Genomic DNA, 14,877 nt, shown 5'->3' with positions numbered 1-14,877 from the left:
CCCCCTGTTGATCGACTTATGCTTCTTCGCCAAACCAACAGATATTGCGGGCTGCCATGATGAGCTCACCTGCTTTTTCTTCTGTCAATTCTTCAATTTCGATCAAATCATCAATGCCTTGTTCAGCCAAGTCTTCTAGAGTCACAATACCTTTGCTAGCGAAAACATAGGCTAAGTGTCTTTCAACACCTTCAAGTGCTAGCAACTCTTCACTTGGCTCCACACCATCCAGTGCTTCTTCAGTAGCGAGAGCTCGAGTTGAGATCGCCGCTTTTGCACGTTCACGTAAAGCTTCGACGAGATCTTCGTCAAAACCGTCAATCGCCAATAGTTCAGACACAGGCACATAGGCAACTTCTTCGAGCGACGTAAAGCCCTCATCTGCCAGTACTTGTGCAAAATCTTCATCGACATCCAGTGAGTTAACAAATAAATCAACCACCTTGGCACTTTCTGCCTGATGTTTCTTATTCATATCTTCCACTGTCATAACGTTCAGAACCCAACCAGTCAGTTGTGTTGCTAAACGTACGTTCTGGCCATTACGTCCAATGGCTTGTGCCAAACTATCGGCTTCAACAGCGATATCCATAGAATGGTTATCTTCGTCGACTATGATAGAGGCAACATCGGCTGGCGCCATGGCATTGATCACGTATTGTGCTGGATTATCATCCCACAACACGATATCAACACGCTCGCCACCCAGTTCATTCGAAACGGCTTGTACACGCGCACCACGCATACCCACACACGCACCGATAGGATCGATACGGCGATCATTCGACTTAACGGCGATCTTAGCGCGAGCGCCTGGATCACGAGCAGCGCCCATGATTTCAATCAGTTCGTCAGCGATTTCAGGCACTTCAACACGGAAAAGCTCGATCAGCATTTCAGGCTTAGTACGGCTTAAGAATAACTGTGCACCACGAGCTTCTGGACGTACTGAGTACAATAATGCACGCACACGGTCACCAGGGCGGAAAGATTCGCGTGAAATTAAGTCTTCACGGAACAATACGCCGTCAGCGTTATTACCTAAGTCAACCACTACGCTCTCGCGAGTCGCTTTTTTGACCACACCAGTGATTAACTCACCTTCTTGATCTTGGAACTGCTCAACCACTTGCGCACGTTCAGCTTCACGTACTTTCTGTACGATCACTTGCTTAGCGGTTTGAGTGGTAATACGGTCAAACACCACTGACTCGATATCGTCTTCGATAAACTCGCCAGGCTGGATGTCCGGATTTTCGTAACGTGCCGCTTCTAACGTGATTTCACGATAAGGGTTTTCTAACGCTTCACCGTGATCATCAACTACCATCCAACGACGGAAAGTATCATAACCACCGGTTTTACGGTCGATAGCAACACGAACGTCAATATCACCTTCGTACTTTTTCTTGGTTGCTGTGGCCAGAGCAATCTCTAGCGCTTCAAAAATTTTCTCGCGTGGAACGGCCTTTTCATTTGAAACCGCCTCAGCGACTAGCAGAATCTCTTTATTCATCTCGTCTTGCCTCGTTCACCTTGAAACCATCAAAACTTAGCGATTAAGTTGCCTTTGCGGATATTATCCAATGCGACAACTAACTCTTTACCATTCACTTTCAGCGAGAGCATTTGCCCGTCGACCGCAGTGATGGCGCCTTTTAAATTACGACTGCCGTCAACCGGCATAGTCAATTGAAGCTTTACATCCTCGCCTACATAGCCCGCGTACTGCTCAGCAGTAAATAAGGGTCTATCTACGCCTGGCGAAGAAACCTCTAGGGTATATTCTGTAGAAATAGGATCTTCAACATCGAGTACAGCACTGACTTGGCGACTTGCATTGGCACAATCTTCAATATTGATACCATTCTCACCATCAATGAACACTCGCAGTGTGGAATGCTTACCCGCTTGAACATATTCAATGCCCCACAGCTGAAAGCCTAATGCTTCCACAGGTACTTTGAGCATTTCTGCCAGTCTGAATTCTAACGTTGCCAAGATTGACCCCCGAAAAAACAAAAAAGGGCTTAATAGCCCTAGTACAACGCCACATACGAAGCATGCGACAAATTTAAAAGTCCCAGATAACAAAAAACCCCGTAATCACGAGGTCATTAATTTCAAGAACCTGTAAACCATAACGAGTTCAAACACTATTCGTTACTAGGAGCTGGTTGCGGGGGCCGGATTTGAACCGACGACCTTCGGGTTATGAGCCCGACGAGCTACCATGCTGCTCCACCCCGCGTCAACTGTGTGCAAGTATATTGACTATCGTCATTTCTTGCAATAACTAAGAGAGAACTTATCTCGTCTATCTTAGTTATATTTGGTGCCGAGAGCGGGACTTGAACCCGCACGACCGTTAGGTCACAGCCACCTCAAGGCTGCGCGTCTACCAATTTCGCCACCTCGGCGACACCTTTTACTAGTCAGGAATTTTCGTTTCTGACTTTTGGGTTCCTTGCTCAACAGGTTGGGTAACCTGTTCAGTGTCTGAACCTAAATCTTTCCATGAATCTTCATTTTTTGCGTGGTTTGCACTTAAGTTACCAATAAGCAGACTTAAAGTGAAAAACGCAATGGCAAGAATCGCCGTACTACGTGTCAGGAAGTTACCTGAACCGCTTGAACCAAAAAGAGTACCTGATGCACCGGCGCCAAAAGAGGCCCCCATGTCAGCTCCCTTACCTTGCTGAATTAATACTAAGCCGATTAGACCTAATGCAACCAACAAGTAAATAACTACTAGAACTTCATACATATTATGCGCTCATCGCTATGGTACACAGACTTAAAAACTCGCTAGAGTTTAAGCTAGCACCGCCAATCAGTCCACCATCAACATCAGGTTGGGCAAATAAATCTGCAGCATTACTCGGTGTCACACTACCACCGTAGAGAATCCTGATATTTTCTCCGATAAACGGAGACACTTCAGAGAGGCGTTTGCGAATAAACGCATGAACTTCTTGTGCCTGCTCTGGTGTAGCACTTTTACCTGTTCCTACAGCCCAAAGCGGCTCGTAGGCGATAATAGCGTTATCAAAAGCCATAGTGCCATTTTTCTGGATCACTATATCCAACTCTTCAGCAATCACCTCGAAGGTGCGTCTTGCTTCGCGTGCTGGACCTGACTCACCCACACATAAAATTGGGGTTAAGCCATGCTTTTGTGCAGCGGCGAATTTCTCCGCTACGATATTACTCGTCTCTCCGTACATACGGCGACGTTCTGAATGCCCGATAATTACATATCGACATCCTGAATCTTTGAGCATCTGACCTGAAACTTCTCCGGTATAAGCGCCAAAGTCATGTTGACTTAGGTTTTGAGCGCCCATCCTAACAAGTGAACCGTCTAACGCTTCCTTGTTTGCTTCTAGCAGTTGCCTAACGCTCTCTAGATAGATAGAAGGCGGGCATAAAACCACTTCAGCTGAATCATTTTGGAGCTTAGAGGCAAATTTTTTGAACAACTCTTGGGCTAATGCCGCACTGCCGTTCATCTTCCAATTGCCAGCTACCATAGGACGTCTGAGTGCCATCACTGTCTCCTCTGAAAGCGGCGTGAATAATAGCGAACCACTTATTAAGTTACAATAGCTAAATTCGAATTTTTTCAGATATCAGGTTGGAATGCTTATTTTTTACACGCCAAAGCTGTTTTCTGTTCATTTGTGCAGCTAACACCTTAATTTTAAATTGGTATCAGCCGCACTCATTACAAAATTAGTAAATATTAGCTTGCCGATTTTACCGCATCCGCAATCAAATTTGCGTGCGCCAATACTGCACTATGATCGTCACCTTCAACCATGACACGGATCAAAGGTTCAGTACCTGACTTACGTAATAATACTCGGCCACGCACGCCCAGTTGAGATTCAACCTGTGCCTGCGCCGCTTTAACTTTATCTGACTTAAGAGGGTCATGCTCGCCTTCAAAGCGCACATTGACTAACACCTGCGGCAACATTTCCATCGCAGAAGTCAGTTCTTCTAGCGTGGCATTCTGACGACGCATAGCCGCTAACACTAAAATCCCCGCAACTATGCCATCACCAGTTGTCCCGTGATCAAGATTGAGGATATGCCCTGAATTTTCACCGCCGATGCGCCAATCGAGTTCTTTAAGTAGTTCCATCACATAACGGTCGCCCACTTTCGAACGCGCAAAGGGGATGTCTAATGCTTGCAAGGCGAGATCAAGCCCAAGATTTGACATTAACGTACCAACTACACCACCGCGTAATACGCCACGGGATTTCGCATCACAGGCCAGAATATATAAAATTTGATCACCGTCGATCACTTCGCCTTTGCTGTTGACCATCATAATACGGTCACCGTCACCGTCGAGTGCAATGCCTAAATCGGCACTTTCGGCTAGAACTGTTTCACAAATTTTGCCCATGGACGTCGCGCCCACTTTATCATTGATGTTCATCCCGTTGGGTTTATCACCAATGGCAATCACCTCGGCGCCTAACTCACGAAACACAGCTGGCGCTATGTGATAAGTTGCGCCATGGGCACAATCAACCACAATTTTTAGCCCAGTTAACGTGTGTTCTGCAGGAAAATTACCTTTGCAATACTCAATATAACGGCCACGGGCATCTTCAATACGCGATACCTTCCCCAATAGATGCGACTCAACACAAACGAGGGGCTTTTCAAGCTCGGCTTCAATTTCTAGCTCTAGGTTATCGTCTAACTTACTGCCGTCGGTGGAGAAAAACTTAATACCGTTATCGTAATACGGATTGTGTGACGCGCTGATCACCACCCCAGCTTCGGCGCGAAACGTGCGCGTCAAATAGGCTACAGCTGGTGTTGGCATAGGTCCCATTAACATCACATTAAGGCCTGCAGCAGAAAGGCCAGCTTCTAATGCCGACTCAAACATATAGCCCGAAATACGGGTATCTTTACCTATAATCACCTTTTTGGTACCACTGCGGGATAACACGCGCCCCGCCGCCCAACCTAACTTAAGCGCGAGCTCAGGCGTCATTTGACCTGAACCGACTTTTCCCCGAATACCGTCAGTTCCAAAAAATTTACGTTCTTTCATATCGCTCCACAAACTCAAATGTGTCCCAATGATTTGGGATCATAATATTAATTAAATGCTTAACGAGAGCATAACGATGCTTAAAAATACGCTTGTGTCGCTTGTAACACCTTGAGCATATCCACAGTTTCAGTAACATCATGCACACGAATGATATGAGCACCCTTTTGGGCCGCTATCATAGCGCCAGCAAGGCTCCCAGCAAGACGTTCTGAGGTCGGTTTTGCTAAGAGGTTTCCTATCATGCTCTTACGAGACAATCCTATCAATATCGGTAAATCAAACTGGGCAAAACAGTCGAGCTTCGCCAGTAATTCATAGTTATGCTCTAAGCTTTTACCAAAACCAAATCCCGGATCGAGTATTAATAATTCACGGGGGATCCCAGCTCGCAAGCAAGCTTCAATCCGCTCAGTTAAAAAGGCAGAAACTTCTTCAATAACATTATGGTAAGTCGGTGCAAATTGCATGCTTTTGGGTTCACCTTGCATATGCATTAAGCATATGGGGACTTGCAACTCTGCAGCAGCTTCAAGCGCACCGGGTTCCATCAGGGCGCACACATCGTTAATCAAATGTGCGCCCGCAGCAACAGCTTGACGCATGACTTCAGGTTTACTGGTATCGACCGAAATCCACACATCATGGTGCGCCGCAACATATTTCACCAACGGGATCACCCGCGCAAGTTCATCGGCTAAGCTCACCTCGGCGGCGCCAGGTCTTGTCGACTCACCGCCAATGTCTATCATTCCCGCGCCTTGAGCCACCATGTCATCGGCATGCTGACAGGCAAGCTCATAGGAAGAATATTGACCACCGTCGGAAAAAGAATCGGGAGTGACATTAAGTATACCCATCACAATGGGCGAAGATAACGCGAGGCGTTTAGTGCCAGCAATCAGTTCAAACACGCATTTACTCCTGTAATACGAACACTTACGATTTTACTCACTGGCATAACTTGCGTCATTAATTTCAAGCCTTCATTTTCTATCCGAAATGACTAACTGTCAGAAGATAAATATCAATGGTGGCAGAGAGTATCAATGACAGCGCAGTCAAATTGCTAACAAGGTAAAACAAGAAAACCCCTTTACGGGGTTTTCTTTGGTTTCACAACACATTACTTAGCTGGAGATTCATCAGGATCTTTCAGTTCTGGATCAGCAGGTGCAGTCACACTGTCTTCAGCTTTCGCTGCTGGTTCACCATGACCATTACCTTTATCGTTAGAACCATTGTCATCCACTTGCCAATCAGCAGGCTGACGCACTTCACGACGTTTCATTAAATCGTCAATTTGAAGTGAATCAATGGTTTCATACTTCATTAAAGCTTCTTTCATTGAGTGCAGAATATCGAGGTTATCCGTCAATATCTGTCTCGCTCTCGCGTAGTTTTTGTCGATAAAGACTTTTACTTCAGCATCGATAATGGTTGCAGTTTCATCAGACATCGCTTTAGCTTTACCCATGCTGCGACCTAAGAAGACTTCACCATCTTCTTCTGCATACAGCAATGGACCTAACTTGTCCGAGAAGCCCCACTGAGTTACCATGTTACGCGCAATAGATGTCGCGTATTTGATGTCCTGTGATGCGCCAGTCGACACTTTCTCTGTACCGTAGATAAGCTCTTCTGCTAAACGACCACCGTAGGCGACCGAAATTTGGCTTTCTAACTTACGACGGCTCTGGCTCACTGAGTCAGCTTCAGGTAAGAAGAAAGTCACACCTAAGGCACGGCCGCGAGGAATGATAGTCACCTTGTGCACAGGATCGTGCTCTGGTACTAAACAACCCACAATCGCATGGCCTGCTTCATGGTAAGCGGTCATTTCTTTTTCGGCTTCAGACATCACCATAGAACGGCGCTCAGCACCCATCATGATTTTATCTTTTGCACGCTCAAATTCTTCCATGCCTACAACTCGGCGATTTCCGCGAGCCGCAAACAGGGCAGCTTCGTTCACTAAGTTAGCTAAATCAGCACCCGAGAAACCTGGCGTACCACGAGCAATCACACTCGCCTTCACATCTTCAGAAAGCGGCACTTTACGCATATGCACTTTCAAAATCTGCTCACGACCACGCACGTCTGGTAAACCAACGACCACTTGACGGTCAAAACGACCCGGACGTAATAACGCAGAATCGAGTACGTCTGGACGGTTAGTTGCCGCGATAACAATAACGCCTTCATTACCTTCGAAGCCATCCATCTCAACCAGCATTTGGTTCAGTGTTTGCTCACGTTCATCATGACCACCACCTAAACCCGCGCCGCGTTGACGACCGACCGCATCGATTTCATCGATGAAGATAATACAAGGTGCCGACTTTTTCGCTTGTTCAAACATGTCACGCACACGGGATGCACCGACACCAACAAACATTTCCACGAAATCAGAACCTGAAATAGTGAAGAAAGGTACTTTAGATTCACCCGCAATGGCTTTCGCCAGCAAGGTTTTACCTGTACCTGGAGGACCCACCATAAGCACGCCCGTTGGAATTCGGCCGCCCAATTTTTGGAATTTAGTTGGGTCACGCAGGTAATCAACCAGCTCTTTCACTTCTTCTTTTGCTTCGTCACAACCAGCAACATCGGCAAAAGTAGTTTTAATCTGATCTTCGCTCATCAGCTTGGCTTTGCTCTTACCAAAGGACATAGCGCCTTTGCCACCGCCGCCTTGCATCTGGCGCATGAAGAAAATCCATACCCCGATAAGCAATAACATTGGGAACCAAGAGATGAAGATTTGGGTAAGGAACCCTGACTCTTCGGCTTCTTGGCCCTTCATAGTGATGCCTTTACGATCAAGATCATTAATTAAATCTTGGTCATATAACGGCATGATTGTAGTGAATTTTTCACCAGTTCGTTTAGCACCTTCAATAGTACGTTGGTCGCTCTTAACTTCAACAGTTGCGACCTGTCCATCACGGACATTATCTAAGAAGGTAGAATAATCCATCTTCTGCGATGACGAAGAAGAGGGGGAGTAACCCTGAAACACTGACATCAGCACAACGGCGATGACAACCCAGAGTATTAGATTTTTTGCCATGTCACTCAAATTACTAGACCTCATTAAGTCTTGCGATTATTAACGCTAGGTTACTACAACTTGTACCCTGTCGCCACAAGATAGACTTCGCGGGAACGAGCCCGTGAAGAGTCTGGTTTACGTGTTTTAACGACTTTAAACACTGCTTTTACCGCTTTCATGTATTCGTCAAAGCCCTCCCCCTGAAAGACTTTTACCGCAAAACAGCCATTAGGAGCCAATACTTGATGGCACATATCTAACGCCAATTCCACTAAATACATGGCACGGGGTTGATCAACACTATCTGAACCACTCATGTTGGGTGCCATATCAGACAACACAACGTCAACTTTAGCATCACCGACGCGAGTAAGTAATGCTTGAAGGACTTTATCTTCACGAAAATCCCCTTGCAAAAAATCGACGCCGACGATGGGATCCATAGGCAAAATGTCACAGGCGATGACTTTACCTCTATCTCCCGCTAATTTAACTGCCACTTGAGACCAACCTCCCGGAGCAGCACCGAGATCAACCACAGTCATGCCTGGGCGAATTAGTTGATCCTTTTGCTGGATCTCCTCAAGCTTAAACGCAGCGCGAGATCGCAAGCCCATTTTTTGGGCGAGTTTGACATAGTGATCATCAAAGTGTTCTAGCATCCAGCGATTAGAACTGGCCGTACGTTTTATACCTGACATTTAAAATCCGCAACAATTGAGAGTTACACAAAGGCTATATAAGGGTAGAATAGCCGTTTTTCAACAGTAACTCAGCAAAAGTTGGTAGAAATGAACTTAACAACCAAACAAAAACAGCATTTAAAAGGTCTAGCGCATCCGCTAAAGCCAGTGGTGCTGCTTGGTGCCAATGGATTGACTGAAGGTGTACTCGCTGAAATTGAAAGCGCACTCGCTTATCATGAACTGATTAAAGTGAAAGTAGCCTCTGCCGACAGAGAGCTAAAAAATGCCATCGTTGATGCCATAGTACGTGAAACTCAATCCGCAAAAGTGCAACTTATTGGTCATATTCTGGTGATTTATCGTCAATCACCAGAAATGAAAATTGCTTTGCCAAAGGCAAAGTAATTTTTCTTGATTTTATCGTGTTAACAAAAAGGCCATTCAATCGAGTGGCCTTTTTGTTTTCGCTGTTAATTTAAGCGATTAGCATAGCCCTAAGGTGTTTCAGAAATCACTTGTTCCTTATAATGCTCTGGCGTTAAGCCTAATAACTCAGGCAATGAGGTACCAACTGAAATCGAAGAGAATGTGCCGGTTAATATACCGATAAACATTGCAATCGAAAATCCTTCCAGCGGCCCACCGCCCATGATCCACAACGCACCGACCGTCATTAAGGTTGTCCCTGATGTCACCATAGTACGAGAAAACGTCGCCACAATTGCTTGGTTGTTAATGTCTTGAATCGCAAGCTTTGGCTTAGCAATCAATAATTCACGAATACGGTCAGCGATAATGATCGAATCATTTAAGGAATAACCTAAAATCGCCAGTACAGCCGCAAGTATCGTTAAATTAAACTCCATCTGAGTCAAGGCGAAAAATGCCAGCACGAACACTACGTCATGCACTAAGGCGAATAGGGCACCCGATGCGAGTCGCCATTCGAAGCGGTAACTTAAATAACCTAATATCGCCAGCATAGCGACTAACAGTGCCAAACCGCCCTGCTCTGCCAATTCTTGACCAATCTGCGGCCCGACAACACTGCTGTTAAGCACTTGCACTTCAGAGTTAAGCGGCGCTAATACCTGCTGAATATCGATATTACCTTGCTCTGTATCGGCACTCTTTATATCGGAATAGCGCAACACCCAACGTCCCGGCTCACTGGCGGAGACTACACTCACTTCTTGCTGATAAGCGGCGTTGAGTAAAGGTTGCAATTCACTGCTGGTAATTTTTCTATCGATCTGCACTTCGGTGACGACACCGCCAGTAAAATCTAAGCCCCAGTTAAAACCTTTCACGCCTATTATGGTTAATGACACTAGCATCAACAAAATTGAGATAGCACTCGAAACATAACGCCATTTAGTTAGATTGATATTTTTCATAGTTATACCTTTACATGACGGCTAGCATCACGTCCATAAACTAAGTTGATCAAGGCCCTTGAAGCAAAGATACCGGTAAACATGCTGGTCAATAGACCTAGACCTAAGGTCAAGGCAAAACCTTGGATTGGACCATTACCTATGGAGTAAAGCACCACAGCAGTAATCATAGTGGTGAAGTTGGCGTCGAAAATAGTAGAAAACGCGCTATCAAACCCCGTATCAATTGCCAGCGCAAAACTGCGACCTTCCTTTAACTTGTCTTTTATTCGCTCGAAAATCAGTACGTTGGTATCAACCGCCATACCGACTGTTAACACCAAACCCGCAATCCCAGGTAAGGTCAACACAGCGCCAGGGATAAGCGCCAGTAAACCAAACAGGATCACCATATTGGAGATCAGCGCTATATTCGCCACCCAACCGAGACGGCGATACCAAAGCGCCATAAACAGCAAGGTAATCCCCATCCCTAAACCAAGGGCAGCAAAACCGTTTTCAATGTTTTCAGCACCCAGCGTCGGGCCAATAGTGCGCTCTTCAACAATAGTCACTGGCGCCGTCATAGAGCCCGCTCGCAGTAACAGAGCTAATTGTTGTGCTTCTTGATAGGAGCCTGCACCCGTAATGCGAAAACGATCTCCAAGTTGGGATTGAATCGTCGCAACACTGATAATCTCTTGTGTTTGCTTTGCCTTACCTTGCTCATCACGGCTGTATTCGCTGTAAGACGTCGCCATAGGTTTGCCGATATTGGTACGGGAAAACTCAGACATTTTCTGCCCACCCACACGGTCAAGGTTAATGTTCACCTCCGCCATGCCCATCTCGCCTAAACTCGCCCTTGCATCGACAATATGATCGCCACCCAGCACTGGTGTGCGGCTAACATAAATAGGCTTACCAGACTTGTCATTGAGCACCATAGCATTAACGGAGCCAGACTCTTTAACCTCGAAAAAGGCCAGACTCGCCGTAGCACCGATAACGTTTTTAGCGGCGGCAGGATCTTGTACTCCAGGCAATTCAATCCGAATTCGATGCTCCCCTTGACGCTGCACTAAAGCTTCAGTGATACCGAGTTCTTCAATACGGCTGCGCATCACTTGTAAGTTTTGCTGCACAGTCAAATTACGCAGTTTCGTTTGCTCTTCTTGGCTCAACTTAATCAGTAAACCCGCGCCATCTGCATTGGATAGCTGCCAATTAGGATAGGACTCTTTCATCATTTGACGCACAGCAGCACGGGCGTCATTATCGGGCAACGTCATGTTTAACTGATGACTTTGGTCCAAATGCACGCTAGCACCACGAATTTTCTGCTCACGGATGAATTGACGTAGCGAATCAACAAGCGTCTCGGCCTGAGTTTGATAAACAGGATCAATATCAACATCGAGTAAGAACTGTACGCCACCGCGTAAGTCGAGCCCGAGTTTAATCGGCTGAAAGCCTAAGTTTTGTAACCAACTTGGCGCCGCACTGGCAAGGGATAAAGTCAACTCTTTTGGCTCTGCGACCATAGAAGAGACTAAAGTTTTGACTAAGGTTTGTTGGTTATCCACATCGAGGACAATTAAGGTTTCACCATTTTTTTGGTCGATACGTTTTACCATCACACCTTCAGCTTGCAGCTTATCTCGAAGGGCAATAGGTGTGAGCGTTAACCCTGCCTTCGCGCCCACCTGCACCGCCGCATCCTCACCGTAAAATGTCGGCAAGGCACTGAATAGCATCACTATAATAGTGACGATAAGCACTAAGTATTTCCAAGCTGAATAGTGATTTAGCAGCCGTTGATTGGGTTTTCTTTCCATGGGATTAACTCGCTATTTAACGCTCAGCATTTGAATCAAATCACTAAGCGAACATATTGATATCAGTCCGAAACACGTGATTGAGTACCAGCGGCTAAGCTCGTAAGGCTCAAATCATCACTGCCTACTTAAGCAGCTATAAAAAGTTTCGGTGAGTACAAAAAGACAACAGCATGAAAAATCGATAAGAGTAGGCTCCTATCAACGTCATGCCTAAATAGGCGAGTTAAGCGGCTTGTTGGCTAAATCGATATTGAAGATTTGAGACTTTCCAACCCGAAATTCGGGCGGGGGAAGAAACAGCAGAAAGCGTCCAATCTGATGTGATATCAAGATCGGTGGGTTCAACGACATTGGATGTCGGTTCGGCAGTAAAGTCTACAGCGAGTACATATACTGGCTTGACCTCACGCACATCGTGCTGGGCAAGACTGATAAATCGCGGCGAATTTATCGGGGCAAAATCTAAGTCATCTGAATGACTCACATAGTCAGAGCTCGGACAAGGTGCTGGCTGTGATTCTAATTCTGAGTCTGAACTGACTAGATTGGTATCATGACTATTCGGTGAGCCGCAGCTCTCAACGGTTTGCGCATCAGACTGTGCATTAAATTGGGCATTGAGCTGTGCATTGTCTTGGGCGATAACATCGGCATCGGGTAAGCTTTGAGGCTCAGCGCTTCGCTTTGCATGGGGAGTAGAGCTATCAAGACTCACAATATGCATCTGAGCATAATGGCGAGCTGCATCACTGCGCTGTACTGAGGGTTTTGGCGCATAGCTAGCAGAGTGCGCAATCAACATGATCGCCACGCAAACTAACATCAATCCTGTACGCCAATGTTTGACCAAAGCGTGCCCTCTTATAAAACATTATCAAACTAAAGATGAACCTATTCACTGTTCGCTTTTGATGCTTAACTGTGGGTCCATAAAGTGAAACTCGCGCAAAAAAACAACATACACATTTCGCCAATGTTGATTTTGCTAGGATGGCAGCTTAGGTAAAAACCTACAAAGAGACAAATTAAACTTTGTCCATCTTACCCCGAATTCAACGCTGAAGCGCGATCGATATCCTTGGCTAAAGCACTAAATTCGAGCCCTAAACTCAAGCCGTAAACAAACTAAATTCGCGGATAACAAAAAACCGCCCTAGGACGGTTTTAGCGATATCGCATGAGTCACGCTCACAACACTATAAGCAAAGTATTATAAGCAGATTATAAATACTGTACTGAGATGATTTCGTAATCTGTCATACCACCTGGCGTAGTAATAGACACTTCATCACCTTCATTTTTGCCGACTAAGCCACGAGCTATTGGTGAATTCACTGAAATCAGGTTTTCTTTAATATTCGCTTCGTCATCGCCGACTATGCGATAAGTCACTTCGACATCGGTATCAAGATTTAAAATAGTCACAGTAGCGCCAAAAATGATACGACCGTTATTCACCATCTTAGTGACGTCGATAATTTGCGCGTTAGATAACTTACCCTCAATATCACGGATACGTGCTTCACAAATACCTTGTTCCTCACGAGCCGCATGGTATTCCGCGTTTTCTTTCAAGTCGCCTAACTCTCTCGCTGAAGCAATTGCTTCAGTGATTTTAGGGCGACGGTCAAACTTGAGAATATCTAACTCTTTACGCAGCTGCTCTGCACCGACAACTGTCATAGGAACCTTAGTCATAACTTCTTTCGTCTCCTTTAAAACAAAAGCAACCCGTGCCAACGCTAAGGTCAACACAGTCAAATGAGGGTGGAATTGCGCTATTCTAATCGTTATGCGCTTTTGATGCACCAAGAACAATGCATTGACGCAGCTTACCCAACCTTAAGCAGAGTTACCAGTAATCAAATTCAAATCTGTATACATAAGGAAATTTCGCACAATTTTTAGCTCGAAATGGGTACAAAAATGCCCACTCGCCATTTAGACTGTGGGCATTAAGACTCAAAGCAAAAACCTCAAATAGAGGTTAACTCATTTATTCAAGCCCAGCCTCAAAAGTCAAAAAGATTTCACTAACCGTTTTATCAGCAAGGGATTTATCTGAATTAGGGCGCTCAATTGCCGCATGTAAGAGATAACGTCCTGCTGAAGGTAAGATCATTGAAACTTTACCGTCTTTATCTGAGGTAAATTCGATTTCCTCTGGTTTGTTTCGATATAAGCTACCGTCTTTCATAATGGCGACTTTAACGCCTTCAACGGGCTTACCATCGAAAACAAATTGCAGGGTAGCAGCTTCATTCTCAACAATATCTGCAGGATGAGTCACAGGCACTAGTTCTAAATATTCCCCCTTAGGCTTTAACACTTCCTCAGTTGGCTTATTACGTGTGACATAGGTTTCAACCCGCGACACATTTAAAGAACTTTCAAGTTCATAGGCTCCCTTTGGCATAGCAGCAGTTGTGGCTTTTTTATCCATACGGCTGCGTACAACCCCTTCTTTTCCTTTAACTTTATACTGAGAAAAATAACGAGGTGAAACTTCTTTTTCAAACTTATAAGTGCCATCTTGCATCAGTTGCACATCAAACACCGACTTACGTCCGCCCGTGTAACTTGAGCTTGGAGACGTTGGTTTTCCATTTGGCTGTAACACACGCACATCACTGGCACTAAAAGGTTTATCCATCATAAACACTTGATTGCTGGCAGACACATCTGAAGTAATCCACACAATTTCTTCACTTTCAGCCGAAACGTTGAAGTGGCTAGGTAAAATCCATCTGTCGTGGCTACTTGCCAATGGGCTAATACAAAGTGTGCCAAGTAATGTAATAAGACGTAATTTCATGCCTTTTCCTTAAGTTTAACG

14 protein-coding genes and 2 tRNA genes are annotated in these 14,877 nt (G+C 45.4%); 1 reads left to right on the top strand and 15 read right to left on the bottom strand.

All coding sequences use genetic code 11. From position 1 onward, the window contains the following. Positions 1–16: 16 nt before the first annotated feature. The 10 genes from nusA to rlmE form a co-directional block, all read right to left on the bottom strand. Positions 17–1,516, bottom strand: coding sequence for a transcription termination factor NusA (nusA, locus tag KO533_RS15115; protein WP_028761452.1), 1,500 nt, complete (start codon positions 1,514–1,516; stop codon positions 17–19). Positions 1,517–1,545: 29 nt separating this feature from the next. Beyond that, positions 1,546–2,001 carry a ribosome maturation factor RimP gene (rimP, locus tag KO533_RS15110; RefSeq protein ID WP_006082718.1) on the bottom strand — a complete coding sequence of 152 codons (456 nt, stop codon included), beginning with the start codon at positions 1,999–2,001 and terminating at the stop codon, positions 1,546–1,548. A 173-nt stretch (positions 2,002–2,174) separates the two neighbouring features. Beyond that, positions 2,175–2,251, bottom strand: a tRNA-Met gene (locus KO533_RS15105). Positions 2,252–2,333: 82 nt separating this feature from the next. Next, positions 2,334–2,420, bottom strand: a tRNA-Leu gene (locus KO533_RS15100). Between the two features lie 11 nt (positions 2,421–2,431). Continuing rightward, entirely contained in the window at positions 2,432–2,767 is a 336-nt protein-coding gene (gene secG / locus KO533_RS15095; RefSeq protein ID WP_028761453.1) for a preprotein translocase subunit SecG, read from the bottom strand. 1 nt (position 2,768) lies between these two features. After that, entirely contained in the window at positions 2,769–3,551 is a 783-nt protein-coding gene (gene tpiA / locus KO533_RS15090) for a triose-phosphate isomerase (protein ID WP_006082720.1), read from the bottom strand. 194 nt (positions 3,552–3,745) lie between these two features. Continuing rightward, positions 3,746–5,083: a phosphoglucosamine mutase gene (glmM, locus tag KO533_RS15085; protein ID WP_028761454.1), complete on the bottom strand. Its 1,338-nt coding sequence runs from the start codon at positions 5,081–5,083 to the stop codon at positions 3,746–3,748. 80 nt (positions 5,084–5,163) lie between these two features. Next, positions 5,164–5,997: a dihydropteroate synthase gene (folP, locus tag KO533_RS15080; RefSeq protein WP_219254922.1), complete on the bottom strand. Its 834-nt coding sequence runs from the start codon at positions 5,995–5,997 to the stop codon at positions 5,164–5,166. 212 nt (positions 5,998–6,209) lie between these two features. Beyond that, positions 6,210–8,180 (bottom strand): ATP-dependent zinc metalloprotease FtsH, encoded by a 1,971-nt coding sequence (gene ftsH / locus KO533_RS15075; protein ID WP_049821780.1) that lies wholly within the window; start codon positions 8,178–8,180, stop codon positions 6,210–6,212. A 29-nt stretch (positions 8,181–8,209) separates the two neighbouring features. After that, the gene (rlmE, locus tag KO533_RS15070; protein WP_006082724.1) at positions 8,210–8,839 is read right to left on the bottom strand and encodes a 23S rRNA (uridine(2552)-2'-O)-methyltransferase RlmE; all 630 of its coding nucleotides are present in this window, start codon (positions 8,837–8,839) and stop codon (positions 8,210–8,212) included. Between the two features lie 90 nt (positions 8,840–8,929). Between rlmE and yhbY the strand changes: the two genes are divergently transcribed. Further along, on the top strand, positions 8,930–9,229 hold the full coding sequence (gene yhbY, locus KO533_RS15065) for a ribosome assembly RNA-binding protein YhbY (protein WP_006082725.1): 300 nt from the start codon (positions 8,930–8,932) through the stop codon (positions 9,227–9,229). 89 nt (positions 9,230–9,318) lie between these two features. Here yhbY and secF read toward each other — a convergent pair whose 3' ends face one another. The 5 genes from secF to KO533_RS15040 all read right to left on the bottom strand — a co-directional run bounded on the left by secF (position 9,319) and on the right by KO533_RS15040 (position 14,856). Beyond that, entirely contained in the window at positions 9,319–10,221 is a 903-nt protein-coding gene (gene secF, locus KO533_RS15060) for a protein translocase subunit SecF (RefSeq protein ID WP_028761458.1), read from the bottom strand. A gap of 2 nt (positions 10,222–10,223) precedes the next feature. After that, positions 10,224–12,038, bottom strand: coding sequence for a protein translocase subunit SecD (gene secD, locus KO533_RS15055; protein WP_219254920.1), 1,815 nt, complete (start codon positions 12,036–12,038; stop codon positions 10,224–10,226). Between the two features lie 226 nt (positions 12,039–12,264). After that, on the bottom strand, positions 12,265–12,864 hold the full coding sequence (locus tag KO533_RS15050) for a hypothetical protein (RefSeq protein WP_219254939.1): 600 nt from the start codon (positions 12,862–12,864) through the stop codon (positions 12,265–12,267). A gap of 398 nt (positions 12,865–13,262) precedes the next feature. Continuing rightward, positions 13,263–13,739 carry a transcription elongation factor GreA gene (greA, locus tag KO533_RS15045; protein WP_028761461.1) on the bottom strand — a complete coding sequence of 159 codons (477 nt, stop codon included), beginning with the start codon at positions 13,737–13,739 and terminating at the stop codon, positions 13,263–13,265. Between the two features lie 298 nt (positions 13,740–14,037). Next, positions 14,038–14,856, bottom strand: a complete 819-nt coding sequence (locus KO533_RS15040; RefSeq protein ID WP_028761462.1) for a DUF4198 domain-containing protein — start codon at positions 14,854–14,856, stop codon at positions 14,038–14,040. Between the last annotated feature and the right edge of the window lie 21 nt (positions 14,857–14,877).

The organism is Shewanella sp. NKUCC05_KAH, from assembly GCF_019345585.1.
In the GTDB taxonomy this organism is placed as follows: Bacteria; Pseudomonadota; Gammaproteobacteria; order Enterobacterales; family Shewanellaceae; genus Shewanella; species Shewanella oncorhynchi.
Note: the sequence above shows the minus strand (reverse complement) of the source record. Positions and strands in the feature narration are given on the sequence as shown.

Excerpts from the sequence above, each read along its gene's own strand:
- nusA (WP_028761452.1), bottom strand. The coding sequence starts at position 1,516 with ATGAATAAAGAGATTCTGCTAGTCGCTGAGGCGGTTTCAAATGAAAAG.
- secG (WP_028761453.1), bottom strand. The coding sequence starts at position 2,767 with ATGTATGAAGTTCTAGTAGTTATTTACTTGTTGGTTGCATTAGGTCTA.
- tpiA (WP_006082720.1), bottom strand. The coding sequence starts at position 3,551 with ATGGCACTCAGACGTCCTATGGTAGCTGGCAATTGGAAGATGAACGGC.
- glmM (WP_028761454.1), bottom strand. The coding sequence starts at position 5,083 with ATGAAAGAACGTAAATTTTTTGGAACTGACGGTATTCGGGGAAAAGTC.
- ftsH (WP_049821780.1), bottom strand. The coding sequence starts at position 8,180 with ATGAGGTCTAGTAATTTGAGTGACATGGCAAAAAATCTAATACTCTGG.
- rlmE (WP_006082724.1), bottom strand. The coding sequence starts at position 8,839 with ATGTCAGGTATAAAACGTACGGCCAGTTCTAATCGCTGGATGCTAGAA.
- yhbY (WP_006082725.1), top strand. The coding sequence starts at position 8,930 with ATGAACTTAACAACCAAACAAAAACAGCATTTAAAAGGTCTAGCGCAT.
- secF (WP_028761458.1), bottom strand. The coding sequence starts at position 10,221 with ATGAAAAATATCAATCTAACTAAATGGCGTTATGTTTCGAGTGCTATC.
- secD (WP_219254920.1), bottom strand. The coding sequence starts at position 12,038 with ATGGAAAGAAAACCCAATCAACGGCTGCTAAATCACTATTCAGCTTGG.
- KO533_RS15050 (WP_219254939.1), bottom strand. The coding sequence starts at position 12,864 with ATGTTAGTTTGCGTGGCGATCATGTTGATTGCGCACTCTGCTAGCTAT.
- greA (WP_028761461.1), bottom strand. The coding sequence starts at position 13,739 with ATGACTAAGGTTCCTATGACAGTTGTCGGTGCAGAGCAGCTGCGTAAA.
- KO533_RS15040 (WP_028761462.1), bottom strand. The coding sequence starts at position 14,856 with ATGAAATTACGTCTTATTACATTACTTGGCACACTTTGTATTAGCCCA.